This is a genomic window from Paraburkholderia sp. HD33-4, from assembly GCF_021390635.1.
GTDB lineage: Bacteria > Pseudomonadota > Gammaproteobacteria > Burkholderiales > Burkholderiaceae > Paraburkholderia.
The window spans coordinates 2481316-2506822 of the sequence record NZ_JAJEJS010000001.1; the positions used below are offsets into that span (position 1 = coordinate 2481316).

The following is a 25507-nucleotide window of genomic DNA, read 5'->3' on the forward strand; positions in this document are numbered from 1 at the left end:
CAAGCATGCTGTCGAAACTCACGAACTGGCTGGGCACGCGACGTCGCGAGCGCGCGCTGCGCGATTATGCGATCGACGATTCCTTGTGGCAGGCGACGCTCGCCGGTCTGCCCTTTCTCGCGCACCTGAGCGCGCCCGATCTCGCGCGACTGCGCGAGCTGACGAGCCTGTTCATCGCGCAAAAGGAGTTCTCGACCGCGCACGAGCTCGAGCTGACCGATGCGATGACAGTCGGCATCGCCGTGCAGGCGTGCCTGCCGGTGCTGAATTTGAGCCTCGATCTGTATCGCGGCTGGGTCGGAGTGATCGTCTATCCGGGCGAATTCGTGATCCGCAAGACCGTCGAGGACGAAGACGGCGTCGTGCACGAGGTCGAACACGACGCCAGTGGCGAGGCGTGGGAAGGCGGCCCGGTGGTGTTGTCATGGGAAGACGCGCAGCTGACCGACAGCAGCGACGCATACAACGTTGTGATTCACGAGTTCGCGCACAAGATCGACATGCTGAACGGCGAAGCGGACGGCCACCCGCCGCTGATGCGCCGCTGGCACGCCCCGCTCGACACGCAGGCATGGGCCGACGTGTTCGACCACGCGTACGATCACTTCTGCGCGAAAGTCGACGCGGTGCCCGAGCGTCGCTGGGCGCGCTTCGAGCGCGAATCGCTGATCGATCCATATGCCGCGGACCATCCGTCGGAATTTTTTGCCGTGTGCAGCGAGGCGCTGTTCGTGCAGCCGCAGGCTTTCGAGGCGGAGTATCCGGAGCTGTACAGGCTGCTCGCGCGCTACTACCGGCAGGATCCGGCGCGCGTGGGATTGACGTTCACACCCAGTTGAAACGCCGCGAACGCGGCGACGCTTGCGCCGCAATAGAATCCGCTGGCAGAAAAATCGCCAAGCGACTGATTTTCTGGCATAATCGCGGTTTTTCGACCGTAGGCAAGTGGCTCGCGCCTGAAGGCAGTCCAAATCTAGGCTGCACGCGGGTTGGCTACCGCCAGATTAAAGGAAAGACCATGAAAGAAGGCATTCACCCGGATTACCGCGAAGTCCTGTTCGTCGACATGTCGAATGACTTCAGGTTCGTGACGCGCTCGACCATCAACACGCGCGAAACCGCCGAATTCAACGGCAAGACCTACCCGCTCGCGAAGATCGAAGTGTCGTCGGAATCGCATCCGTTCTACACCGGTCAGCAAAAGATCATGGACACGGCCGGCCGCGTCGAGAAGTTCAACAAGAAGTTCGGCGCACGCGCTTCGGGCAAGGCAACGAAGTAATACCGCAACGGTGCCGGCTTCCGGCCGGCAACGGAGCAAACAGAAGGGCAGCGCGAGCTGCCCTTTTTTGTCGCCTGTACTTGTGCGACCGCTGGCTCGCACGCCGCGCGAAGCGTTGGCCTGGAACCGGTACGCCGCGCTTTCGCGACATCGTGTTACAGCATGTCCATTGACGTTGCCGGGCGTTACCGGCCGTGACGCGCATCGCACGGCACGACTACAATGCCGGATGCTCGAAACTGACCCTGCCACCCTGACCCGCCGGCCCGCTCCGGCCGCATCGTTTATCCAGACTCCACACACCGCATGAGACCTGTCGTTCGCCTCACCGCCTCTGCGACCAGTGCGTTGCCGCGCTGGCTGCTGCTGGCCATCTGTATCGTCTACGCCTCTTTCGGTCTGTTCGGCCGCGATCCGTGGAAGAACGAGGACGCAGCCGGCTTCGGTGTCATGTGGACGATGGCCAACGGCGGCGCGCACGACTGGCTGCTGCCGAACCTCCTCGGCAAATATCTGACCGAGGACGGCCCGCTCGGATACTGGCTCGGCGCGAGCGCGATCCGCGTCCTTGCGCCATGGGTCGACGCGAGCAACGCGTCGCGCGTGTTCACGGGCCTGCTGTTCTGCGCGGGCTGTGCGTTCGTCTGGTACGCGGCATATCTGCTCGGCCGGCGCGCCGAAGTGCAACCTTTCAAATATGCGTTCGGCGGCGAGCCGGAACCGCGCGACTACGGCCGAACGCTCGCCGATGGCGCGCTGCTGATCCTGCTCGCGTGCTTCGGCCTCGCCGAGCGCGGCCACGAAACCACGCCGCAGCTCGCGCAGTTCGTCTGCGTCGCGATGCTCGTCTACGGCCTCGTGCGCATGATCGACAAGCCGATCCAGGGCGCACTGATCTGGGGCCTCGCGATCGGTCTCGTCACACTCGCGAGCAGCCCGGTGCTGGTCGGCGCGCTGCTGCTCGGCACGCTCGCGATGACGCTGATCGTGCGCGAAACGCGATCGCGCTGGCTACTGCTCGCGGGTCTGCCAGTCGCGCTCGTGCTCGCGGTGTCGTGGCCGATCATCGCGCTCGCCACCTTCCCCGATGACGCCGTCTGGTATCTGAACCAGTGGCTGCACGTAAGCCTGAGCTCGTTCGCGGGCCCGCCCGGCTCGGTCGCCGCGTATGCGCTGAAAAACCTGCCGCTCTTCACCTGGCCCGCCTGGCCGCTCGCGCTGTGGTCGTGGTTCAGCTGGAAGGGTCTGCGGCGCGCACCGCACGTGGCGATTCCGCTGTCGGTGATTGGGCCGCTGTTCGTGCTCGTCGTGCTGCAAAGCCATCAGTCGAACCGGCTCTACATGCTGCTGCTGCCGCCGCTCGCGGTGCTCGCGACTTTCGCGCTGCCGACGCTCAAGCGCGGCGCGATCAACGCGATCGACTGGTTCGCGCTGCTGAGCTTCACGATCCTCGGCAGCTTCGTGTGGCTCGTGTATGTGGCGGGTCTGACCGGCTTTCCGCATCCGCTCGCGCGCAACCTCGCGCGGCTCGCGCCGGGCTTCGTGCCGCAGTTCAAGATTCTGTCGTTCGTGTGCGCGGTCGCGGTGACCGTCTGCTGGTTTCTGCTGGTGCGCTGGCGCCTCGCCCGTCATCCGAAGGTGCTGTGGCGCAGCGTCGTGCTGTCGAGCGCCGGCACGACGCTGATGTGGGTGCTGCTGATGACGTTGTGGCTGCCGGTCGTCAACTACAGCCGGACCTATCGCGACGTCGCGCAGCAGATCGCCAACCACTTGCCCGATGACTACACGTGCATCTCGCCGGTGCGCCTCGGCAATGCGCAGATCGCGACGTTCGCGTATTTCGGCGACATGAATTTCTCGTTCGACCAGGACTGCGACGTGATCCTGCGTCAGGACTCGCAGGACTACAGCGACCCTAGCGCGCTGCCCGACTACATCTGGAAGCTCGTCTGGGAAGGCCGCCGCGCCGCCGACCGCGACGAGCACTTCCGCCTGTACGTGCGCATCGACCGTCCGAAGCCGCCGCCCGGCAAGAACCGTAACTGGCACAAGAAACTCAAGTGACCATGTTCGCCGACGTACGGAAAATCGCCGCGCTCGCGTGGCCCGTATTGATCGGCCAGTTGGCCATCATCGCGTTCGGCGTGATCGACACGGCGATGGTCGGGCGCTACTCCGCAGTCGATCTGGCCGCGCTAGGGCTCGGCTCGTCGATCTACGTCTCGGTCTATATCGGCCTGACCGGCATCCTGACCGCGCTGCAGCCGATCACCGCGCAGCTGTACGGCGCGCGCCGCTACGGCGAGATCGGTGAAGAGGTGCGCCAGTCATGGTGGCTCGCCGCCGCGCTGACGGTGATCGGCTTTCTGATCCTGTTCTTCCCCGGGCCGCTGCTCGCGGTGTCGCGCGTGCCCGACGCGCTGCACGAGCGCACGCTCGCGTATCTGCGGATTCTCGCGTTCGGGCTGCCTGCCGGCCTCGCGTTCCGGGTCTATAGCTCCGTTGCCAATGCGCTCGGCAAACCGCGGCTCGTGATGTTCCTGCAGATCGCCGCGCTACTGCTGAAAATTCCGCTCAATAGCTGGTTCATTTTCGGCGGCCTCGGTATGCCCGCGCTAGGCGGTCCTGGCTGCGCGCTCGCGAGCACGCTGCTCAACTGGGCACTCGCGGTACTTGGCATGCTGCTGCTTGCGCGCGTCGACGATTTCAAGGCGCTCGGTATCTTCAAGCACTTCTGCTGGCCGGTCTGGAAGCGCCAGGCGGCGCAATTGCGGCTTGGCATTCCGATGGGGCTGTCGTATCTGATCGAGGTCACGTCGTACACGTTCATGGCGCTTTTCATCGCGCGCTTCGGCACGACGACGCTTGCCGGGCATCAGATCGCCGGCAACATCGGCGCGGTGTTGTATATGACGCCGCTGTCGATCGGCATCGCATCGTCGACGCTGGTCGCGCAGGCGCTCGGCGCACATCGGCCGCAGGCGGCGCGTACGCTGTCGCGTCACGGCATCGCGATGGCGGTGGCGATCGCGTGCTGCTATGCCGCGCTCGTGCTCGCGCTGCGGCCGTTCATCGTCGACGGCTATACGACGAACGCGCAGGTCGCGGCGAAGGCGTTGCCACTGGTGCTGATCGTCGCCTGCTACCACCTGTTCGATGCGTTGCAGATCTCCACCGCGTTCGTGCTGCGCGCCTACAAGGTCGCGGTCGTGCCGACCGTCATCTATGCGGTGGCGCTGTGGGGCGTCGGGCTCGGCGGCGGCTATGCGCTCGGCTTCGATACGACCGGCCTCACGCCGCCCTGGCTGACGGGCGCGCGCGGGTTCTGGGTCGCGAACACCGTGAGTCTCGCGATTGCCGGGGTCGGCTTGCTCGTGTACTGGCGAATCGTGAGCCAGCGTTATTTGCGCGACGCCGTGGCGGTGCGGGTCGATACGCCTGTTTGAGGGGATCGCGCATCGGAACGGTCATGGGCAGAACGAATCTGACGGTTAGTTGCGCCCAAGCCGGGGCGAGAGACGACCTGCGCCGCATCCGCCTATCCTCTGCCCGCCCAGCTCAGTGCTCTCACGCCGCGTATGCGGCCTGCGCCTCCCGATCCTTGGCCTCGAATATTTCCCGCGCCGTGAACAGCGCATTGAGCGCGGCCGGAAAGCCCGCATAGAGCGCCATCTGCATGAACACCTCGACGATCTGCTCGCGCGTGCAGCCGACGTTCAGCGCCGCCTCGATATGCACCTTCAACTGCGGTTGCGCGCAGCCGAGTGTCGCGAGCGACGCGATCGTCGCAATCTCACGCGTGCGCAGATCGAGTTGCGGCCGGCTGTAGATGTCGCCAAAACCGAATTCGATCAGCAGGCGCCCGAATTCCGGCGCGACTGGCGCGAGCGCGGCGATTACCTGCTCGCCCGCCGAGCCGTCGATTTCCCTGAGCTTGTCCCAGCCGCGCGCGTAGCGGTCGTTGTGTGCGTAGTCCATTGCAAGTCCTTATTGGCGTGTGAAGACGACGAGGTTTCGTCGCCCTGTCGTGCCGCCTCGGGCTCAAGCGCGTCGTTCGTGGCCGCCTCGTAGTACGCGATCTTGTCGTCGATCGCGCCGAGGTTGCTCTGCAGATCGGCGATCCGCGCGAGCAACGCGGTGCGATGCGCAACCAGCAGGTCGCGGCGCGCACGCATGGTCGGATTGCCTTGCGCGCGCAACGCGGCGATCTGCTGCATGCCGGAGATCGACATGCCCGTCGCCTTCAGACGCATCACGAAGCGTAACCAGTCGAGGTCGGCCGGCGAGTACAGGCGGTGCCCCGCCTGCGTGCGCCCGACTGGCCGGATCAGGCCGGCCTGTTCGTAGTAGCGCAGCGTGTGCGTGGACACGCCGATCGTTTCGGCGACCTGACCGATGGTGAGCGCGGTTGAGTGTTTCGACATGACGGACTCAGGTTAGGACTTCGAGTGCACTCTAAGTCAAGCGTCGGACGCTGTCATTCGTCTGCGTTGCCCGCTTTTATCGCAGACGATTTATCGCGACCGATATCGACCGATATAACCGGTAAATTCACCGGCACTGCATGCCGCTAAAAGTTTTAAATATTGTCCGACCTGATTTACTTGTCATCAATCGATCGGTATAAATCGTCCGCTATCTCAAATCGGGCCTGCGATTTGTCCTATGCTTAAACGCAGCGCCCGCAGACAGGATGCGTCGTCCGTTCCCGGCTAACTTTTTGCCCTCAATGGAGTGTTTGCCATGCTGAAGAAGCTTTTCATGCTTTGCGTCGCTGTGGTTCTGTCGCTGTCGGCCGGCTTTGCCGCGGCCGTGGAAGTGAATACCGCCGATCAGGCCGCGCTCGAATCGGTCAAGGGCATCGGCCCCGTGCATGCGAAAGCGATCATCGACGAACGCGCCAAAAACGGCCCGTTCAAGAACGCCGACGATCTCGCCGCGCGCGTGAAGGGCCTCGGCCAGAAATCGGTCGAGAACCTCGAGGCGGCCGGGCTGACGGTCAACGGCTCGTCGGCGCCGCCGACCGGCGCGAAGACGTCGACCAAGTCGGCCACCAAGACGGCACCGGCGGCTCCCGCCGCAACCACCACTGCCGCGCCCGCAACGCCCGCGCCGGCTGCGACTACCGCGCCGGCCGCGGCTGCCCCTGCCTCGGCCGAGAAACCGTCGAAGTCGAAGAAGAAGGGCAAGGCCGCCGCATCCGACGCGGCAGCCGCTTCGGCGCCGGCCGCCGCGGCAGCCAGCGCACCGGCGGACGCGTCCGGCACCAAGGCTTCGAAGAAGAAAGCGAAGAAGAGCAAGGCGGCATCCGCCGCGGCTGCGTCCGGCGCCTGATGCCGGCGGAGTTGCCGCCGTCGCGTTTCACCGCGACGCGCAACCGCGCGTCGTCGTCACCCGCCCGGCCGTCGTGCACGCGCCGGCACTCAAGAGAGACCGTCATGAGCCTACTCGACACTATCGGTTCCCTGCTTGGCAAATCGCCAGAAGGCGGCGGCCAGCAAGCGCTGATCACAGCCGCGCTTGAATTCGTCAACAACCAGCCTGGCGGCCTGAACGGCCTGATCCAGCGGTTTCAGGAGAAGGGCCTCGGCGACGTCGTGTCGTCGTGGGTCGGCAACGGCGAAAACCAGCCGATCGCACCCGACGCTCTGCACAACGTGCTCGGCTCGGAAGCCGTGAGCGGCCTCGCCGCCAAGGCCGGTGTAGAGCCGGATCAGGTAACGGGGCTGCTGTCGCAGATCCTGCCGCACGTCGTCAACGCGGCCACCCCGGAAGGCGAAGTGCCGGCCGATGGCAAGCTGAACTCGACCACGGTGCTCGGCGCGCTCGGCGGTCTGTCGGCGCTCCTCGGCAACAAGGGCAACGCCTAAGCACGCCGTGTGCGATCCGCCGACGGCTGCTCCGGCTGCCGCTCGACGGCGACACCAACGCCCGGCTTGAAATCGGCGGACGAAAAAAACCGGCAACGAAGTCAGCTTCGTTGCCGGTTTTTTAACGTTGGCGGGAACGGCTCGACTGCCGCCGTCCCGTCGCCTCGCGAGGCCATCTCGTTTAGTGCACGACGCGCTCGAACAGCAGCTTGCCGTCCTCCACTTCGACCGGAATCACATCCTTCGGACCGAACTTGCCAGCCAGAATCAGCTTCGCGATCGGGTTCTCGATCTCCTGCTGAATCGCGCGCTTCAGCGGCCGCGCACCGAACAGCGGATCGTAGCCGACCTTGCCGATGTGCTCGAGCGCCGCGTCCGACACCACCAGTTGCATGTCGAGCTTCGCGAGCCGCTCGTGCAGACGCTGCAACTGGATCCGCGCGATCGACTGGATGTTCGAGCGATCGAGCGCATGGAACACGACGACGTCGTCGATCCGGTTCAGGAACTCGGGCCGGAAGTGTAGCTTCACCTCTTCCCACACCGCGTCCTTCACCGCGTCCTGCGACTCGCCAACCATCGACTGGATCACCTGCGAACCGAGGTTCGAGGTCATCACGATCACCGTGTTCTTGAAGTCGACGGTGCGGCCCTGGCCGTCGGTCATGCGGCCGTCGTCGAGCACCTGCAGCAGCACGTTGAACACGTCCGGATGCGCCTTCTCGATCTCGTCGAGCAGGATCACGCTATACGGCTTGCGGCGCACGGCCTCGGTCAGGTAACCGCCCTCCTCGTAGCCGACGTATCCCGGCGGCGCGCCGATCAGACGCGCGACGCTGTGCTTCTCCATGAACTCGCTCATGTCGATACGGATGAGATGCTCTTCCGAGTCGAACAGGAACGACGCCAACGCCTTGCACAATTCGGTCTTGCCGACGCCGGTCGGTCCGAGGAACAGGAACGAGCCATACGGACGGTTCGGGTCCGACAGACCCGCGCGTGAGCGGCGAATCGCATCGGCAACCGCGTTGATCGCCTCGTCCTGGCCGACCACGCGCTCGTGCAGCTTCGTCTCGATCTGCAGCAACTTTTCGCGCTCGCCCTGCATCATGCGCGACACCGGAATGCCGGTCGAACGCGACACGACCTCGGCGATTTCTTCGGCACCGACCTGCGTGCGCAACAGACGCGGACGCTTCGGGCTGTTCTGCTCCTCCGCTTCCGCGCGCGTGACTTCCTTCAGCTGCGCTTCGAGACCCGGCAGCTTGCCGTACTGCAATTCGGCGACTTTCTCGAGCTTGCCTTCACGTTGCAGACGCACGATTTCCGCGCGCGTCTTCTCGATCTCTTCCTTCAGTTGCGCGCTGCCCTGCACCGCCGCTTTTTCGGCGGTCCAGATTTCCTCGAGGTCCGAATATTCGCGATTAAGCCGCTCGATTTCCTCTTCGATCAGTTGCAGACGCTTCTGCGACGCTTCGTCCTTCTCCTTCTTGACCGCTTCGCGTTCGATCTTCAGCTGGATCAGACGACGGTCGAGCCGATCCATCTCCTCGGGCTTCGAGTCGATTTCCATCTTGATCTTCGACGCGGCTTCGTCGATCAGGTCGATCGCCTTGTCCGGCAGGAAGCGGTCCGTGATGTAGCGATGCGACAGCTCCGCCGCCGCGACGATCGCCGGGTCGGTGATGTCGACGCCATGGTGCAGTTCATAGCGCTCCTGCAGACCGCGCAGGATCGCGATGGTCGCCTCGACCGACGGTTCGTCCACCAGCACTTTCTGGAAGCGGCGCTCGAGCGCGGCATCCTTCTCGATGTACTTGCGGTATTCGTCGAGCGTGGTCGCGCCGACGCAATGCAGCTCGCCGCGCGACAGCGCCGGCTTCAGCATGTTGCCCGCGTCCATCGCGCCTTCGGCCTTGCCGGCACCGACCATCGTGTGGATTTCGTCGATGAAGACGATGGTTTGCCCTTCGTCCTTGGCGATGTCGTTGAGCACGGCCTTCAGGCGCTCCTCGAACTCGCCGCGATATTTGGCGCCCGCGAGCAGTGCGGCCATGTCGAGCGAGAGCACGCGCTTGTTTTTCAGCGTTTCCGGCACTTCGCCGTTGACGATGCGCTGCGCGAGCCCTTCGACGATCGCGGTCTTGCCGACCCCCGGCTCGCCGATCAGCACCGGGTTGTTCTTGGTGCGGCGTTGCAGGATCTGGATGGAACGGCGGATTTCGTCGTCGCGGCCGATCACGGGGTCGAGCTTGCCGGCGCGGGCGCGCTCGGTCAGGTCGATCGTGTATTTCTTCAGCGCTTCGCGCTGGCTTTCGGCGTCCTGGCTATGCACCTGCGAGCCGCCGCGCACCGCGGCGATCGCGGTTTCGAGCGCCTTGCGCGACAAGCCGTGCTCGCGTGCGAGACGGCCGGCCTCGCCCTTGTCGTCGGCGACCGCCAGCAGGAACATCTCGCTCGCGATGAACGTGTCGTTGAGCTTCTGCGCTTCCTTGTCGGCCTGGTTCAACAGACCGGTCAATTCGCGACCGATCTGCACGTTGCCGTCGGTACCCTGCACTTGCGGCAACCGCGTGACCGCGTCGTTCAGTGCGTTTTGCAGCGGCTGCACATGCACGCCGGCGCGCGACAGCAGCGAGCGAGCGGAACCGTCCTGCTGTGCGACGAGTGCCGCAAGCAGGTGGACCGGTTCGATGTACTGATTGTCGTGGCGAACCGCCAGACTCTGGGCGTCGGCGAGCGCTTCCTGGAATTTAGTGGTGAGTTTGTCGACTCTCATCAAGAGACCTCCAATTTCGATTACCACCAAAATGAGGCGTTTTATTGGGGTTTCAAGCGCTTTTTTGGCCTCGATCGCAACTATTTAACATTTGAACGCAAGAACTGCCGCGATCCTTCCCCAGCGCCGCTGCTGGGTGGGTTTCCGCACCCGGAGCCGGCCGGATGTTCTAGTTCTTGTGATCCAGCGCCGCCGGACTGCCGCTGCGCGTGCTATCCGATGCCGCCGGAATCGGCAGCGGCACCATCTGGATCGTGGGGCCTAATCCCAGCAATGCCGCGAGCGGACTTTGAGGTTGCGCGACGTCGCCGATCGTAAAGCGATCGAGTTCGGCGAGAAAAGCGAGGTTCGCTGCCTGCAACGCGCCACGCAGCCGACACTGCGTCGTGATGACGCAAGGCCGCTGCTGACCCTGCCGGTCCGGCAGACAGCCGACGAGAGCAAAGTCGCTTTCGGTGACTCGCACCACGTCGCCGACGGTCAGCGACAGCGATTGAGCCCCGAGCCGCAGCCCGCCGTTGCGGCCGCGCACGGTTTCGACCCAGCCGAGTTCCCCGAGTTGCTGCACGACCTTCATCAGATGGTTCTTCGAGATGCCGTAAGCTTGCGAAATGTCCTGAATCGTCGATAATCCGTCGCCCCGCACCGCGAGGTACAACAGCACGCGCAGCGCGTAATCCGTATAGTCGGTAAGTCTCATAGGTCCTGGTATAGCGTGAAAGGCCGCGAGCAAGCGCCTTGAACGTGCCGATAGCCGTGACGACGCAAGGGTTGCCGTGAACGAGCACCGCGCCCTAACATGACTGGCTGGCGGCGTCGTTGCTCGAGTCGCGTTGCAAATCTGTTTCGGATAGCAATAGTAGCTTTTTCCGCGTCAACCGTTTGTTAGAAATAGGGGGGGTTCGAGGCTCAGTTCAACCGCCACCGGCAACCGCACTTTTCTGGAATCCGCATGAATCCGTCTTTCCCCGCCGCGCCGTCGGTCGAGCGCGCGGCCGAACCCACCGAAGCGAATATCCGCGATCTCGTCTACGGATTTTACGATCGCGTGCGCGCCGACCCGCTGCTCGGCCCGGTCTTCGACGCGAAGCTCGCGGGCCGCTGGGACGACCATCTGCCGAAGATGTGCACGTTCTGGAGCAGCCTCGTGCTCGGCGCGAAACAGTATCGCGGCAACGTGCAGCAGGCGCATCAGCCGCTCGAAGGCGTCGAGCCGCAGCATTTCAGCCGCTGGTTGTATCTGTTCCTCGATACCGTCGAATCGCGCTATCAGCCGGCCGCGGCGGTCCGTTTCATGGAACCCGCGCTGCGGATCGCGCAGAGTCTGCAACTGAGCCGTTTCGGCTGGGATTACAAGATTCCGGCGGAGCAGCAGGCGCTGCTCGAGCGGGTGGCGCCGAAGCGTCGGCCGCGCGATGGCGATGCCGACGACGCTGGCGAGCATGGGTCGCGGCCGGCTGGGGAGCCGTTTCCGGTGCCGATCATCGGACGCTCACGGGACGAGTGAACGTCGCTCGGCGCCGACACGCCAACACAAGGACGCCGCACGCGCCCTCGCCGCTGCGCCACACGCCGCCCGCCTACTCCGCCGTCTGATTTCCCGATTCGATGCCCCAGCGCGCGAGCGCCGCATCGTCGGTCACGCGTGCGTCTACCCAGCGCTCGCCCGCATCGGTTTTCTCCTTCTTCCAGAACGGCGCTTCGGTCTTCAGATAGTCCATCACGAATTCGCACGACGCAAACGCGTCGCCACGATGCGCCGCCGTCGTCGCGACGAGCACGATCTGATCGAGCGGATACAGCTTGCCGACGCGATGCACGATCAGCACCTCGATGCCCGGCCAGCGTTCGCGCGCCCGCTCGACGATCGCCTCGAGCGACTTCTCGGTCATGCCCGGATAGTGCTCGAGCTCCATCGTCTCGACCGCGCTGCCCTCGTTCAGGTCGCGCACGGTGCCGACGAAGCATGCGACCGCGCCGACCTTCGGATTGCGCGCGCGCAGCGCGGCCACCTCGGCGCTGAGGTCGAAGTCTTCGGTCTGGACGCGAACGGGCATGGACGGCTCCTGAGGGCTTCTATTGCTGGCGCGATGCGCGTGAGCGCGGCTCAGCCGCCGGTGACGGGCGGAAAGAACGCGACCTCGCAGCCCTCGGTGATGCGGGTGCTCGCGTCGGTCATTACGTGGTTGCAGGCCATGCGCAGCGCGCGGCCTTCGGCGAGCGTCTCCGCCCAGATGCCGCCGCGCACGCGCAGCCACGCGCGCACGTCGCCGACGGTCGCGATGCCGTCGGGCACCTCGACGGTTTCGTCGGACGTATCGAGCGCTTCACGCACGCTCGCAAAGTATCGGAGTTCAATCTTCATCGGGATAGCACCGGTCCCGCCACGCACGTCGCGTGCTGACCGGCCTCAGTTCAGCAGTTCGGAAAACGGAATGAAACGCACGGTTTCGCCGGCGCTGATCGCGTGGTTCGGCGGATTGTCGATCAGGCCGTCGGCCCACACGGTCGACGTCAACACGGCCGAGCTCTGGTTAGCGAACAGATCGAGCCCCCCCGCCGCGTTGACGCGCGCACGCAGGAACTCGTTGCGGCGATCGGCCTTGCCCTGCGTGAAGTCCGCGCGCAGCGACAACGCGCGCGGCGCGACCGCCTGAGCGCCGGCCAGCCTCAGCACGAACGGACGCACGAACAGCAGGAACGTCACGAAGCTCGACACCGGATTGCCGGGCAGGCCGATGAAAAACGTTTCAGCCGGCTCGCCACCCTTGGCAGCACCCGCACCGGTCGCGCCACGGCGCACCGCGCCAAACGCGAGCGGCTTGCCCGGCTTCATGGCGATCTGCCACATCGACAGACGCCCTTCGGCCTCAACCGCCGGCTTCACGTGATCCTCCTCGCCGACCGACACGCCGCCGCAAGTGAGAATCAGGTCGTGCGCGCGAGCAGCTTCGCGCAGCGTCGCCCGGGTCGCGTCGAGTTGATCGGCGACGATGCCGTAGTCTGTCACGTCGCAACCGAGCTTTTCGAGCAGGCCGCGCAGCGTGAAGCGATTCGAGTTGTAGATCGCGCCGGGCTTCAGGGGCTCGCCGGGCATCGTCAATTCGTCGCCGGTAAAGAACACGGCGACCTTCACGCGCCGGCGCACCTCGAGCTGCGCGCATCCGACCGACGCGGCAAGCCCCAACGCCTGCGGCGTGAGTCGCGTGCCGGCCGGCAGGATCACCGAGCCCGCGCGAATGTCGGCGCCCTGCGCGGTGATCCACTCGCCCGCCTGCGGACGATGCACGATAGTCACTTCGTCGCCGGCCACCTCGGTCTGCTCCTGCATGACGACCGCGTCCGCGCCGGCGGGCACGGTCGCGCCGGTGAAGATGCGCGCCGCGCTGTTGGGCGCGAGCGGCGCCGGCGCATGGCCGGCCGGAATGCGTTGCGAGACCGGCAGGCGGCTACCGTGCGCGAGGTCGGCGATCCGGACCGCGTAGCCGTCCATCGCGCTCGTGTGCATCGGCGGCACGTCGAGCGGCGACGTGACGTCGGCGGCGAGCACGCGATTCAGCGCGTCGAGCGTCGGCAGCGTTTCGATTCCGTCGATCGGGCGCGCGGCGTCGAGCAGGATCGTCAGCGCATCGGCAGTGGCGAGCATCGGGGCGCGGGGCGTGGGTGTGGACATCGGGAGTGTCGAAGCCGCAGGTTAAAAGAACATTGTAGCGGCCGATGCCATTGGCCTGGGCGGCCGGGCGTTATGGGGAGTTTTTTGTGTTTTTCGACGCATGGCCGCGGAGGATGCGGCCAGCGGTTTTCCCGGTGCGGGCGTGGGTGTCGATTACCGTGAATCGACACCGCATCACGGGATGCCGCGTGAGCCGCAAAACGGCTCACGCGTCCCGGTCGCTCTTATTCGCCGGTATTTGCGACGATAAAGTCCTTCACCCGCTGCGCATCCGCGGGCACGACCTCGAAACGCTGCGGCAGCGACTCGAGCCCCGAGAACGCCGCCGGCCGCTCCGGTTCGCGCAGCAGCGCCTCGCGGATCGTCTCGCCGAACTTGATCGGCTGCGCGGTCTCGAGCACGATCATCGGAATACCCGGCTGCAGGTGCTCGCGCGCGACCTTCACGCCGTCGGCCGTATGGGTGTCGATCATCGTGTCGTAGCGCTGGAACACGTCGCGGATCGTCTCGACGCGGGTGTCGTGGTTGCTGCTGCCCGACACGAAACCGAACTCCTTCACGCGCGCGAAGTCGCCGCTGGCCGCGAGGTCGAAACCGCCCTTCTCCTCGACGTCGCGGAACAGTTGCAGCACGCGCGCCGGATCGCGGCCGAGCAGGTCGTACACGAAGCGCTCGAAGTTCGATGCCTTCGAGATGTCCATGCTCGGGCTGCTCGTGTGATACGTCTCGGCCGCCTTGCGCACGCGGTAGATGCCGGTGCGGAAGAACTCGTCGAGCACGTCGTTCTCGTTGGTCGCGACGACGAGCTTCTCGATCGGCAGACCCATCATGCGCGCGATATGACCCGCGCACACATTGCCGAAGTTGCCCGACGGCACCGTGAACGACACGCGCTCGTCGTTGGACTTCGTCGCGGCAAAGTAGCCCTTGAAGTAGTAAACGACCTGCGCGACGACCCGCGCCCAGTTGATCGAATTGACCGTGCCGATCTTGTACTTCGCCTTGAACGCGTGATCGTTCGACACCGCCTTTACGATGTCCTGCGCGTCGTCGAACACGCCTTCCACCGCGAGGTTGAAGATGTTCGGGTCTTGCAGGCTGTACATCTGCGCGGTCTGGAACGCGCTCATCTTCCTGTGCGGCGACAGCATGAACACCCGGATGCCCTGCTTGCCGCGCATCGCGTATTCGGCGGCGCTGCCAGTGTCGCCCGAGGTCGCGCCGAGAATGTTCAGCGTTTCGCCATGCCTCGCCAACGCGTACTCGAACAGGTTGCCGATCAGCTGCATCGCCATGTCCTTGAACGCGAGCGTCGGCCCGTTCGACAGTTCAAGCAGCGACAGCGGCGCGCCTCCTTCGACGCCGAGCGTCTTCAGCGGCGTGATCTGCGCGGCGCTTTCGTCGTCGCGCACGTTGCAGTAGGTCGCGGCCGTATAGGTCTTGCGCGTCAGCGCGCGCAGATCCTCGGCGGGGATGTCGTCGGAGAACTTCGACAGGATCTCGAAGGCGAGGTCCGCGTACGGCAGCGTGCGCCAGCGCGCGAGTTCGTCCGCGCTGACGCGCGGATACTCGGCCGGCAGATACAGGCCGCCGTCTTTCGCGAGACCGCCGAGCAGGATGTCGGAGAAGGTATGGCGCTCGCCGGCCCCGGCGCCGCGCGTGGAGAGGTAGTTCATAGTTCGGCCTAGTTCAGCGCTTCCATGCGCAGCTTCGTGACTTGCGAGACGACGGTCTTCAGCGCCTCGATCGACTTGATCGCGGCGTTCAGCTGCTTTTCGACCGTGATGTGCGTGATCAGGATGATGTCGGTTTCGCCCTTGCCATTGGAGTCGACCTGCTCCGATTCCTTCTGCAGCAGCGCGTCGATCGAGATGCCGCTGTCGGCCAGAATGCGCGTGATGTCGGCGAGCACGCCGGTCACGTCGGCGACGCGCAGGCGCAGGTAGTAGCCGCTCGTGACTTCGTCGATCGGCAGGATCGGCGTGTTCGACAGGCTGTCCGGCTGGAAGGCCAGATGCGGCACGCGGTGCTCGGGGTCGGCCGTGTGCAGGCGCGTCACGTCGACCAGATCGGCGACCACGGCGGAAGCCGTCGGCTCCGCGCCCGCGCCCTTGCCGTAGTACAGCGTCGCGCCGACCGCGTCGCCGTGCACGACGACCGCGTTCATCGCGCCTTCCACGTTTGCGAGCAGGCGCTTTTCCGGAATCAGCGTGGGATGCACGCGCAGCTCGATGCCTTTATCCGTGCGGCGAGTGATGCCGAGCAGCTTGATGCGGTAGCCGAGTTCCTCGGCGTATTTGATGTCGATCGCGGCGAGCTTGCTGATGCCTTCGACGTACGCGCGCTCGAACTGCACCGGCACGCCGAACGCGATCGCGCTCATGATCGTCGCCTTGTGCGCCGCGTCGACGCCTTCGATGTCGAAGGTCGGGTCGGCTTCCGCGTAGCCGAGCTCCTGCGCGGCCTTCAGCGCGGTCGCGAAGTCGAGGCCACGGTCACGCATCTCCGACAGGATGTAGTTCGTCGTACCGTTGATGATGCCCGCGATGTACTGGATACGGTTGGCCGTCAGGCCTTCGCGCAGCGCCTTGATGATCGGGATGCCGCCCGCCACCGCCGCCTCGAAAGCGACCATCACGCCGTTCGCGCGCGCCGCCTCGAAAATCTCCGTGCCATGCACCGCGAGCAGCGCCTTGTTGGCGGTGACCACGTGCTTGCCGTTGTTGATCGCGCGCAGCACGAGCTCGCGCGCGATGCCGGTGCCGCCGATCATTTCAGCGACGATCGCGATCGACGGATCGTCGACGACCGCGTTGAAGTCATCGGTCAGCGCGACGCTGCCGGCTTCGCCGCCGAGCGCCGCGGTCGCCTTGGCCGGGTTGCGCACGGCAATGCGCGCAATCTCGATGCCGCGGCCCGCGCGACGTTTGATTTCTTCCTGATTGCGGCGCAGTACCGTGAAGGTGCCGCTGCCTACCGTGCCGAAGCCCAGCAGTCCAACTTTGATCGGTTCCATGCAGCGTGTGTTTCTAGTAGAGGTTTGAAAAGGGTGTCGGGGTGGCAGGAGTGGCGCGCCTCTTTTGCCACATCACGCGCCACATCGTACGCGAGCCCGGCTCAGGCTGTGTGACGCTTGCGGTAGCCATCGAGGAAGCGCGCGATCCGGTTAATCGAATCCGCGAGGTCGTCGACGTTCGGCAGGAACACGACGCGGAAGTGATCCGGCGTTTTCCAGTTGAAGCCAGTGCCCTGCACGAGCAGCACGCGCTCTTCGAGCAGCAGGTCGAGGATGAACTGCTGGTCGTTCTGGATCGGATACACCTTCGGGTCGAGGCGCGGGAACATGTACAGCGCCGCTTCCGGCTTCACGCAGCTCACGCCGGGGATCGCCGTCAGCATGTCGTAGGCGAGTTCGCGCTGTTTGTACAGGCGCCCGCCCGGCACGATCAGGTCGTTGATGCTCTGGTAGCCGCCGAGCGCGGTCTGGATCGCATACTGGCCGGGCACGTTCGGGCACAGCCGCATCGAGGCGAGGATGCCGAGCCCTTCCAGGTAGTCTTTCGCGAGCCGGCGGTTCTCGCCAGTCAGGCCCGAAATCGCCATCCAGCCGGCGCGATAGCCGCACGAGCGGTAGCTCTTCGACAGGCTGTTGAAGGTGACGGTCAGCACGTCTTCGGACAGCGACGCCATCGACGTGTGCGTCTTGCCGTCGTAGACGATCTTGTCGTAGACCTCGTCGGCGAAGATCACGAGGCCATGCTGGCGCGCGATGTCGATCAGTCCGAGCAGCAGTTCGTCCGAATACAGTGCGCCGGTCGGGTTGTTCGGGTTGATCACGACGAGTGCGCGCGTGTTCGGGGTGATTTTCGCGCGGATGTCGTCGAGATCGGGCATCCAGCTATTCGACTCGTCGCAGATGTAGTGCACCGGCGTGCCCCCCGCGAGGCTCACGCCGGCGGTCCACAGCGGGTAGTCGGGCGCCGGCAGCAGCACTTCATCACCGTCGTTGACGAGGCCCTGCAGCGCCATCACGATCAGCTCGGACGCGCCGTTGCCGATGTAGATGTCGTCGAGCTCGACGCCGTGCACGCCCTTTTGCTGCGTGTAGTGCATGATCGCCTTGCGCGCGGCGAACACGCCCTTCGAATCGGAATAGCCCGACGAGTTGGGCAGGTTCAGGATCATGTCCTGAATGATCTCGTCCGGTGCCTCGAAGCCGAACGGCGCCAGATTGCCGATGTTCAGCTTGATGATGCGGTGGCCCTCTTCTTCGAGCCGCTTCGCATGTTCGAGGACGGGCCCGCGAATGTCGTAGCAGACATTCAACAATTTGTTGGATTTGAGAATCGGTTTCACGGCGGGCACTTCATCCTGGTTGATGGCTGGGGCAAACCTTGGGCAAACGGGGCCCGGCTGACGACGCCGGGCCGCTCAGATTCACCGCGACGGGGAATTCGGACGCGGCGGCACCGGCGAAGGCGGCCGTCCGCGAAATGGGGTCGAACTGTCGAGCGGCCGCAGCTTTCCGGGTTCCGGCGCGGGAAAAAACGCAGCGAAAGCGGGCGATGCCAACACAGGTAGCCGGTGGGCCACGCCGGTGCGCCCAGCGCGGCTTGTGGCGGCGCTTGAGCGAGGGGCGCCGCAAGGCGGCTAAAAAGTTATAATTTAGCGGATTTTGGCCGACTTCCGCAATGCACCACCCGCAACGGCAAGCCTTTTCGGCCTTTTCGTGTGTCATACGCGTCGAACCGGACGGTCTGTGCGACGTGCAGCCAGGCCGGCAACACGCATGACGTCTCACGACGACTTCGGAAAACCAATTTGAAATTACATCAGGATTCCAGCGGCGCGCTGAATACCGTTACCGGCTACGGCGCCGACTACGTCGAAATCAATCTGGTGCGTCACGCGGGCAGTATTCTCGTGCTGCCGGACGCGCCGGTCATTCCCTGGCCCGTCTCGTCGTTCGAGCAGTTGAGCGCCGAGCATTTCGCGATGCTGATCGACGCCGCCCCCGAGGTGGTCGTGTTCGGCAGCGGCGAGCGGCTGCGCTTTCCGCACCCGCGCCTGACCGCCGCGCTGACCGCGAAACGCATCGGCGTCGAAACGATGGACTTCAAGGCCGCCTGCCGCACCTACAACATTCTGATGGCCGAGGGCCGCAAGGTCGCGGCCGCGTTGCTGATCGAAGCCTGAGCGTGCCCGGCTCCGGCGCATCCCGCGCGGGCTCGCGCCGGGACGCCCGGCCGCCCTCCGTTCTTGCCCCCGCGCCGCGCCCGTGCGCTCGCCGTCGATAACAAAAAGGGTTGAAATTGATGAACGATACGCCGTCGAGGCTACCGCTCAACCGCACCGCGCTCCTGTTGCTGGTGCTGGTTCTCGCCGTGATCTGGTTCGTGCCGCTCGGCTGGCGCCATCTGCTGCCGAGCGACGAAGGCCGCTACGCCGAAATGGCGCGCGAAATGTTCCTGACCGGCGACTGGATCACGCCGCGTTACAACGCCTACAAGTACTTCGAGAAGCCGCCGCTGCAAACCTGGGCGAACGCGCTGACGTTCGCGTGGTTCGGCATCGGCGAATGGCAGGCGCGCCTCTACACCGCGCTGACGGGCTTCGCCGGCGTGCTGCTGATCGGTTTCACCGGCGCGCGCGTGTTCAACGCGGCGACCGGCGTGTTCGCGGCGCTCGTGCTCGCCTGCTCGCCGTACTGGAATCTGATGGGCCACTTCAACACGCTCGACATGGGCCTGTCGTTCTGGATGGCGCTCACGCTGTGCGCGCTGCTGCTCGCGCAGCGCCCCAACCTGCGTCCATCGTGCGCGCGCGGCTGGATGTGGGTCTGCTGGGCGTCGATGGCGCTGGCGGTGCTGTCCAAGGGCCTGGTCGGGCTGATCCTGCCGGGCGCGGTGCTGGTGCTCTACACGCTGATCGCGCGCGACTGGGCGCTGTGGAAGCGACTGCATCTGGTGAGCGGTCTGATCGTCTTTTTCGCGATCGTGACGCCGTGGTTCGTACTCGTTCAGCAGCGCAATCCGGAATTCCTGAACTTCTTCTTCATCGTCCAGCAGTTCCAGCGCTATCTGACGCCAGAGCAGAATCGTCCCGGCCCGTTCTACTACTTCGTGCCGGTGCTGCTGGTGGGCTTCCTGCCGTGGCTGTCGGTGACCGTGCAAAGCGTGCGACACGCGTGGCGCCAGCCGCGTCAGCCGAACGGTTTCGCGCCGGTCACGCTGATGCTCACGTGGATCGTCTTCATTTTCCTGTTCTTCAGCGCGTCGCACTCGAAGCTGCTGTCCTACACACTGCCGATCGCGCCGCCGATCGCGATGCTGATCGGCATGTATCTGCCGCTCGTCACGCGCGAGCAGTTCCGGCGCCATCTGGCGGGCTACGCGCTGTTTTTCGTGGTCGCCGCGTTCGCCGCGCTGTTCCTGCCGCGCTTCGGCACCGCGCGCAACCCGGCGGCGCTCTATGTCGCATTCCGCGTGTGGGTGCTCGCCGCGCTGGCCGTCGCGTTCGCGCTCACGCTGTTCGCGCTGTGGCTGAACCGCCGCGGCCACGGTGGCGTGGGCGCCAACGCGCGGGTCGGTCTCGGCAGCCTCGCCGCGTTCGGCGCGGGCTGGGTGCTGCTCGGTACGATCGCGGGCACCGGCCACGACGTGTTCGGGCGTCTGAGCTCCGGCGCGCCGCTCGCCCCCGCGATCAAGGCAGAACTCGCGCAGCTGCCGCCCGACACGCCGTTCTACTCGGTCGGCGTGCTCGACCACACGCTGCCGTTCTACATCGGCCACACGATGATCATGGTCGCGCACCCGGACGAGCTCGCGTTCGGCGTGTCCGTCGAGCCGCAAAAATGGGTGCCGACGGAAGACGCGTGGATCGAGCGCTGGAAGGCCGATCGCTATGCGCTCGCGCTGATCCCGCCGCCGACCTACGACCGCCTCGTCAAGCAAGGCGTGCCGATGCAGGTGATCGCGCGCGACCCGCGCCGCGTGGTGGTGATGAAGCCGCTTGCCGACGCGGCGCCGGCCGCCGCCGGCCCTGCCGACGCCGCAACGGCAGCGTCCGCTTCCGCCGCTACCGCCGCTTCGGCAGCCGCAGAGACGCCGCCCGCGGCGTCCGCCACGGCGGCTCCCGCCTCCGCGCCCAAGCCCTAACCCTTTCGAGAGCCTGACCGTTCGATGAACCCGATTTCCCTCTTCTGCATCCTCGCCGGCGTCACGCTGAACGCCGGCGCGCAGCTGCTGCTCAAGGCCGGCACGAATGCCGTTGGACACTTCGAATTCACCCGTGCGAACATCCTGCCCATCGGCTTCAGGCTGGCGACCCAGCCGCCGATCATCGGCGGGGTCGCCTGCTACGTGATCAGCCTGGTGGTGTGGATCATCGGGCTCTCGCGCGTGGACGTGTCGATCGCCTATCCGATGCTGTCGCTCGGCTACGTCGTCAACGCGATCGCCGCGTGGTATCTGTTCGGCGAAGTGATGTCGGTGCAGAAGCTGGTCGGCATCGGCATCATTCTCCTCGGCGTGGTCGTACTGACGCGCAGCTAGGCGCGGCGCCTCGCGCAGGAACCCGCGCGACATACGAGCCGCCTAAGCCTGCCGTAAGGTAGGCCGCGGTAAGCTGTGCGGTTGCGTTTTTTCAGCCGCGGGCTTGGGTTTGCGCGTAGTTTGTGGTTTACTTCGCGCCCGTCGGGCTGCGCCCCTTTCAATCGAGCGATGCATTCATGAGCCAGTCACAAGTCCCGTTTTTGCCGTTTGTCAAACCCGAGATCGATGAGGAAACGATCCAGGGCGTCGCCGACGTGCTGCGTTCCGGCTGGATCACCACCGGCCCGCAGAACCAGAAGTTCGAGGCCGCGCTGTCCGGGTTCTGCGGCGGCCGCCCGGTGCGCACGTTCAATTCCGGCACCGCGACGCTCGAAATCGGCCTGCGCATCGCCGGCGTCGGTCCCGGCGACGAAGTCATCACGACGCCGGCCACCTGGGTGTCGACCTGCAACGTGATCCTCGAAACCGGCGCGACGCCGGTGTTCGCCGACATCGACCCGGTCACGCGCAACATCGACCTCGACCTGCTCGAAAAAGCCATCACGCCGCGCACCAAGGCTTTGCTGCCGGTGTTCCTGTCGGGCCTGCCGGTCGACATGGACCGTCTGTACGCGATCGCCCGCGCGCACAAGCTGCGCGTGATCGAAGACGCCGCGCAGGCGTTCGGCTCCACCTGGAACGGCGAGCGCATCGGCAAGCTCGGCGACATCGTGTCGTTCAGCTTCCACGCGAACAAGAACCTGACCTCGATCGAAGGCGGCGCGCTCGTGCTGAACAACGAGGAAGAAGCGGTGCTCGCCCAGAAGTACCGGCTGCAGGGCATCACGCGCACCGGCTTCGACGGCATGGACTGCGACGTGCTCGGCGGCAAGTACAACCTGACCGACGTCGCCGCGCGCGTCGGCCTCGGCCAGCTGCCGCATCTCGAGCGCTTCATCGCGCAGCGCAGGAAGCTCGCGCGCGCGTACTTCGCGCACCTCGAGGGCGGCGCGGCCGTGAAGCTCGGCGTGGGCCTGCCGTTCGCGGACTTCGAAAACAGCAACTGGCACATGTTCCAGATCACGCTGCCGCTCGAAAAACTGTCGATCGACCGCGCCGGTTTCATGGGTGAACTGAAGGAGCGCGGCATCGGCTCGGGCGTGCACTACCCGGCGCTGCACCTGTTTTCCCTGTACCGCGCGCGCGGCTTCAAGGAAGGCATGTTCCCGCACGCGGAGCGCTTCGGCGCCACCACCGTCACGCTGCCGCTCTTCACGCTGATGAACGAAGGCGACGTCGAGCGCGTGTGCCGCGCGGTCAACGAAATTTGCGAACCCTACGGAAAGTAAGCCGACATGACTTATTCGGAACATCGCGCCGTCGCACCGGAAGTGTCGATCATCGTCCCGGTGTACAACGAGGAAGCCGGACTGGCCGCGCTGTTCGCGCGCCTGTATCCGGCGCTCGACGCGCTCGGCACCGGCTATGAAGTGATCTTCATCAACGACGGCAGCCGCGACAAATCCGCGGCGCTGCTCGCCGAGCAGTTTCGCGCGCGCCCCGACACGACGCGCGTGATCTTGCTGAACGGCAACTACGGCCAGCACATGGCGATCCTCGCGGGCTTCGAGCAGTCGCGCGGCGACATCGTCATCACGCTCGACGCCGACCTGCAGAATCCGCCCGAGGAAATCGGCAAGCTCGTCGCGAAGATGCGCGAGGGCTACGACTACGTCGGCACGATCCGCCTGCAGCGCCAGGACAGCCTGTGGCGCCGCAAGGCCTCGCGCGCGATGAACCATCTGCGCGAGCGCATCACGCGCATCAAGATGACCGACCAGGGCTGCATGCTGCGCGCGTACAGCCGTCATATCATCGATACGATCAATCGCTGCGGCGAGATCAACACGTTCATCCCGGCGCTCGCGTACACGTTCGCGCAGAATCCGGTGGAAATCGAGGTCGCGCACGAGGAACGCTTCGCCGGCGAATCGAAGTACTCGCTGTACTCGCTGATCCGCCTGAATTTCGACCTCGTCACCGGCTTCTCGGTGGTGCCGCTGCAATGGCTGTCGTTCATCGGCGTGATCCTGTCGATAGGGTCCGCGGCGCTGTTCGTCCTGCTGCTGATTCGCCGCTTCGTCATCGGCGCGGAAGTTCAGGGTGTGTTCACGCTGTTCGCTATCACATTCTTCATGCTCGGCGTGATCATCTTCGCGCTCGGCCTGCTCGGTGAATACATCGGCCGGATCTATCAGCAGGTGCGTGCGCGGCCGCGTTATCTGGTGCAAACCATTCTCGAAGAACGCGATGGCGCGGCCATTGCCGAAGCGCCGCGTCAGACTGTCGTGCAAGGCGTGCAGCCGGTGCCGGTCGGCGATCAGGGGCGCACGCAATGAAGCCGCGCGCCGTCGTATTCGCGTATCACAACGTCGGCGTGCGGTGCCTGCAGGTGCTGCTCGCGCGTGGCGTCGACGTCGCGCTCGTCGTCACGCACGAAGACAACCCGAACGAGAACATCTGGTTCGGCAGCGTGGCATCGGTGGCGGCCGAGCACGGCATCGAGGTCGTCACGCCGGCCGATCCGAAGAGCCCGGAACTGCGCGCCGCGGTGAGCGCCGCACGGCCGGACTTCATCTTCTCGTTCTACTACCGCCACATGTTGCCGCTCGAGCTGCTCGCGATGGCCGCTCGGGGCGCTTACAACATGCACGGCTCGCTGCTGCCGAAGTATCGCGGCCGGGTGCCGACCAACTGGGCGGTGCTCAACGGCGAAAGCGAAACCGGCGCGACGCTGCACGAAATGGCCGCCAAGCCCGACGCGGGCGCGATCATTGCGCAAACCCCCGTGCCGATCCTGCCCGATGACACCGCCGCTCAGGTCTTCGACAAGGTCACGGTCGCCGCCGAGCAGACGCTGTGGCGCGTGCTGCCGGCACTGCTCGCGGGCGAGGCGCCGCATCTGCCGAACGATCTCGCGCACGGCAGCTACTACGGCGGGCGCAAGCCGGAAGACGGCCGCATCGACTGGAGCCAGTCCGCGCAGCAGGTCTACAACCTGATCCGCGCGGTCGCGCCGCCGTATCCGGGCGCTTTCGCCGATCTGAACGGCCAGCGTTTCATCGTCGCGCGCGCGCGGCTCGCCGCGCCCGGCGCGCTCCGCTCGGATTTGCCCCCGGGCCTGCACGTAAGCGATAATGCCGTTTTCGCGATCTGCGGCGACGGCCGCGCGATCAACATCCACGAATTGCGGCACCAGCACGACGGCGGCGAGACTGCCGTCAGTCCGGCGAAATTCGCCCAGCTCATCCAATCTCATTCATGAAAAAAGTCCTGATTCTGGGTGTGAATGGCTTCATCGGCCATCACCTGTCCAAACGCATTCTCGAAACGACCGACTGGGAAGTGTTCGGGATGGACATGCAGACCGAACGTCTCGGCGACCTCGTCAATCATGAGCGGATGCACTTCTTCGAAGGCGACATCACGATCAACAAGGAGTGGGTCGAATACCACATCAAGAAGTGCGATGTGATTCTGCCGCTCGTCGCGATCGCCACACCCGCAACGTATGTGAAGCAGCCGCTGCGCGTGTTCGAACTCGACTTCGAGGCGAACCTGCCGATCGTGCGTTCGGCCGTCAAGTACGGCAAGCATCTCGTGTTTCCGTCGACCTCCGAGGTCTACGGCATGTGTACGGACGAGCAGTTCGATCCGGAAGAATCGCAGCTGTCGTACGGCCCGATCAACAAGCCGCGCTGGATCTACGCGTGCTCGAAGCAGCTGATGGACCGCGTGATCTGGGGCTACGGCATGGAAGGCCTGAACTTCACGCTGTTCCGTCCGTTCAACTGGATCGGCCCGGGCCTCGACTCGATCTACACGCCGAAGGAAGGTAGCTCGCGCGTGGTCACGCAGTTCCTCGGCCATATCGTGCGCGGCGAGAACATCAGCCTCGTCGACGGCGGCGCGCAGAAGCGCGCGTTCACGGATATCGACGACGGCATCGGCGCGCTGATGAAGATCATCGAGAACAAGAACGGCGTCGCCACCGGCAAGATCTACAACATCGGCAACCCGACCAACAACTTCTCGGTGCGTGAGCTCGCGCACAAGATGCTGGCGCTCGCGGCCGAATTCCCCGAATACGCGGACCAGGCCAAGCAGGTGCAACTGGTCGAAACTTCGTCGGGCGCCTACTACGGCAACGGCTATCAGGACGTGCAAAACCGCGTGCCGAAGATCGACAACACGAAGCAGGAACTCGGCTGGGCACCCACGTCGACCTTCGACGAAGCGCTGCGCAAGATTTTCGAGGCGTATCGCGGCCACGTCGCGGAAGCCCGCGCACTCGTCGAACAGCAGTAAGGG

Annotated in this window: 24 protein-coding genes; 14 read left to right on the forward strand and 10 right to left on the reverse strand. The window is 65.1% G+C overall.

The genetic code is table 11. The features are described 5' to 3' along the window. The first annotated feature begins 5 nt into the window (after positions 1-5). The 4 genes from L0U84_RS10965 (at position 6) to L0U84_RS10980 (ending at position 4728) form a co-directional block, all read left to right on the forward strand. On the forward strand, positions 6-839 hold the full coding sequence (locus L0U84_RS10965; RefSeq protein ID WP_233849816.1) for a zinc-dependent peptidase: 834 nt from the start codon (positions 6-8) through the stop codon (positions 837-839). Positions 840-1018: 179 nt separating this feature from the next. Next, positions 1019-1282, forward strand: coding sequence for a type B 50S ribosomal protein L31 (locus L0U84_RS10970; RefSeq protein WP_233849817.1), 264 nt, complete (start codon positions 1019-1021; stop codon positions 1280-1282). A gap of 306 nt (positions 1283-1588) precedes the next feature. Further along, the gene (locus L0U84_RS10975; RefSeq protein WP_233849818.1) at positions 1589-3346 is read left to right on the forward strand and encodes an ArnT family glycosyltransferase; all 1758 of its coding nucleotides are present in this window, start codon (positions 1589-1591) and stop codon (positions 3344-3346) included. A gap of 2 nt (positions 3347-3348) precedes the next feature. Further along, positions 3349-4728: an MATE family efflux transporter gene (locus tag L0U84_RS10980; RefSeq protein ID WP_233851998.1), complete on the forward strand. Its 1380-nt coding sequence runs from the start codon at positions 3349-3351 to the stop codon at positions 4726-4728. 121 nt (positions 4729-4849) lie between these two features. Here the strand turns inward: L0U84_RS10980 and L0U84_RS10985 are convergent, their stop codons facing one another. Together L0U84_RS10985 and L0U84_RS10990 are read right to left on the reverse strand one after the other, a co-directional pair. After that, a complete protein-coding gene (locus tag L0U84_RS10985; RefSeq protein ID WP_233849819.1) occupies positions 4850-5260 on the reverse strand; it encodes a carboxymuconolactone decarboxylase family protein in 411 nt (136 codons plus the stop codon). Next, complete coding sequence (locus tag L0U84_RS10990; protein ID WP_233849820.1) at positions 5179-5706, reverse strand: MerR family transcriptional regulator; 528 nt, start codon at positions 5704-5706, stop codon at positions 5179-5181. Before L0U84_RS10990 ends, L0U84_RS10985 begins: the two co-directional genes overlap by 82 nt. Positions 5707-6025: 319 nt before the next feature. On the opposite strand from L0U84_RS10990, the gene L0U84_RS10995 reads away from it, so the two are divergent. After that, a complete protein-coding gene (locus tag L0U84_RS10995) occupies positions 6026-6616 on the forward strand; it encodes a ComEA family DNA-binding protein (RefSeq protein ID WP_233849821.1) in 591 nt (196 codons plus the stop codon). After that, on the forward strand, positions 6616-7152 hold the full coding sequence (locus L0U84_RS11000) for a YidB family protein (RefSeq protein WP_442793992.1): 537 nt from the start codon (positions 6616-6618) through the stop codon (positions 7150-7152). The genes L0U84_RS10995 and L0U84_RS11000 overlap by 1 nt, the downstream gene beginning before the upstream one ends. A gap of 181 nt (positions 7153-7333) precedes the next feature. On the opposite strand, the gene clpB is transcribed toward L0U84_RS11000, so the two are convergent. Together clpB and L0U84_RS11010 are read right to left on the reverse strand one after the other, a co-directional pair. Next, positions 7334-9931, reverse strand: a complete 2598-nt coding sequence (gene clpB / locus L0U84_RS11005) for an ATP-dependent chaperone ClpB (RefSeq protein WP_233849824.1) — start codon at positions 9929-9931, stop codon at positions 7334-7336. A gap of 169 nt (positions 9932-10100) precedes the next feature. Then, positions 10101-10631 carry an Rrf2 family transcriptional regulator gene (locus L0U84_RS11010; RefSeq protein WP_233849826.1) on the reverse strand — a complete coding sequence of 177 codons (531 nt, stop codon included), beginning with the start codon at positions 10629-10631 and terminating at the stop codon, positions 10101-10103. Between the two features lie 252 nt (positions 10632-10883). On the opposite strand from L0U84_RS11010, the gene L0U84_RS11015 reads away from it, so the two are divergent. Beyond that, complete coding sequence (locus tag L0U84_RS11015) at positions 10884-11438, forward strand: group III truncated hemoglobin (protein WP_233849828.1); 555 nt, start codon at positions 10884-10886, stop codon at positions 11436-11438. Between the two features lie 73 nt (positions 11439-11511). Here L0U84_RS11015 and moaE read toward each other — a convergent pair whose 3' ends face one another. The 6 genes from moaE to L0U84_RS11045 all read right to left on the reverse strand — a co-directional run bounded on the left by moaE (position 11512) and on the right by L0U84_RS11045 (position 17969). Next, positions 11512-11988 (reverse strand): molybdopterin synthase catalytic subunit MoaE, encoded by a 477-nt coding sequence (gene moaE, locus L0U84_RS11020; protein WP_233849830.1) that lies wholly within the window; start codon positions 11986-11988, stop codon positions 11512-11514. Between the two features lie 50 nt (positions 11989-12038). Beyond that, positions 12039-12296 carry a molybdopterin converting factor subunit 1 gene (moaD, locus tag L0U84_RS11025; RefSeq protein WP_027197565.1) on the reverse strand — a complete coding sequence of 86 codons (258 nt, stop codon included), beginning with the start codon at positions 12294-12296 and terminating at the stop codon, positions 12039-12041. A 45-nt stretch (positions 12297-12341) separates the two neighbouring features. Further along, positions 12342-13577 (reverse strand): molybdopterin molybdotransferase MoeA, encoded by a 1236-nt coding sequence (locus tag L0U84_RS11030; RefSeq protein WP_233851999.1) that lies wholly within the window; start codon positions 13575-13577, stop codon positions 12342-12344. A gap of 251 nt (positions 13578-13828) precedes the next feature. Further along, complete coding sequence (gene thrC / locus L0U84_RS11035; RefSeq protein WP_233849832.1) at positions 13829-15280, reverse strand: threonine synthase; 1452 nt, start codon at positions 15278-15280, stop codon at positions 13829-13831. Positions 15281-15288: 8 nt separating this feature from the next. Beyond that, complete coding sequence (locus L0U84_RS11040; RefSeq protein ID WP_233849834.1) at positions 15289-16620, reverse strand: homoserine dehydrogenase; 1332 nt, start codon at positions 16618-16620, stop codon at positions 15289-15291. Positions 16621-16721: 101 nt separating this feature from the next. Continuing rightward, positions 16722-17969 (reverse strand): pyridoxal phosphate-dependent aminotransferase, encoded by a 1248-nt coding sequence (locus tag L0U84_RS11045; protein ID WP_326491169.1) that lies wholly within the window; start codon positions 17967-17969, stop codon positions 16722-16724. A 456-nt stretch (positions 17970-18425) separates the two neighbouring features. On the opposite strand from L0U84_RS11045, the gene L0U84_RS11050 reads away from it, so the two are divergent. The 7 genes from L0U84_RS11050 (at position 18426) to L0U84_RS11080 (ending at position 25504) form a co-directional block, all read left to right on the forward strand. Then, a complete protein-coding gene (locus L0U84_RS11050) occupies positions 18426-18800 on the forward strand; it encodes an Mth938-like domain-containing protein (protein ID WP_233849838.1) in 375 nt (124 codons plus the stop codon). 119 nt (positions 18801-18919) lie between these two features. After that, entirely contained in the window at positions 18920-20761 is a 1842-nt protein-coding gene (locus L0U84_RS11055; RefSeq protein ID WP_233849840.1) for an ArnT family glycosyltransferase, read from the forward strand. A gap of 24 nt (positions 20762-20785) precedes the next feature. After that, positions 20786-21157 carry an SMR family transporter gene (locus L0U84_RS11060; RefSeq protein ID WP_233849841.1) on the forward strand — a complete coding sequence of 124 codons (372 nt, stop codon included), beginning with the start codon at positions 20786-20788 and terminating at the stop codon, positions 21155-21157. Positions 21158-21333: 176 nt separating this feature from the next. Continuing rightward, on the forward strand, positions 21334-22485 hold the full coding sequence (locus tag L0U84_RS11065) for a DegT/DnrJ/EryC1/StrS family aminotransferase (protein WP_233849842.1): 1152 nt from the start codon (positions 21334-21336) through the stop codon (positions 22483-22485). A 6-nt stretch (positions 22486-22491) separates the two neighbouring features. Then, complete coding sequence (locus tag L0U84_RS11070) at positions 22492-23535, forward strand: glycosyltransferase (protein ID WP_233849843.1); 1044 nt, start codon at positions 22492-22494, stop codon at positions 23533-23535. Beyond that, complete coding sequence (locus L0U84_RS11075) at positions 23532-24461, forward strand: formyltransferase (RefSeq protein WP_233849844.1); 930 nt, start codon at positions 23532-23534, stop codon at positions 24459-24461. The genes L0U84_RS11070 and L0U84_RS11075 overlap by 4 nt, the downstream gene beginning before the upstream one ends. Further along, positions 24458-25504 (forward strand): bifunctional UDP-4-keto-pentose/UDP-xylose synthase, encoded by a 1047-nt coding sequence (locus L0U84_RS11080; RefSeq protein ID WP_233849845.1) that lies wholly within the window; start codon positions 24458-24460, stop codon positions 25502-25504. Before L0U84_RS11075 ends, L0U84_RS11080 begins: the two co-directional genes overlap by 4 nt. Positions 25505-25507: the final 3 nt, after the last annotated feature.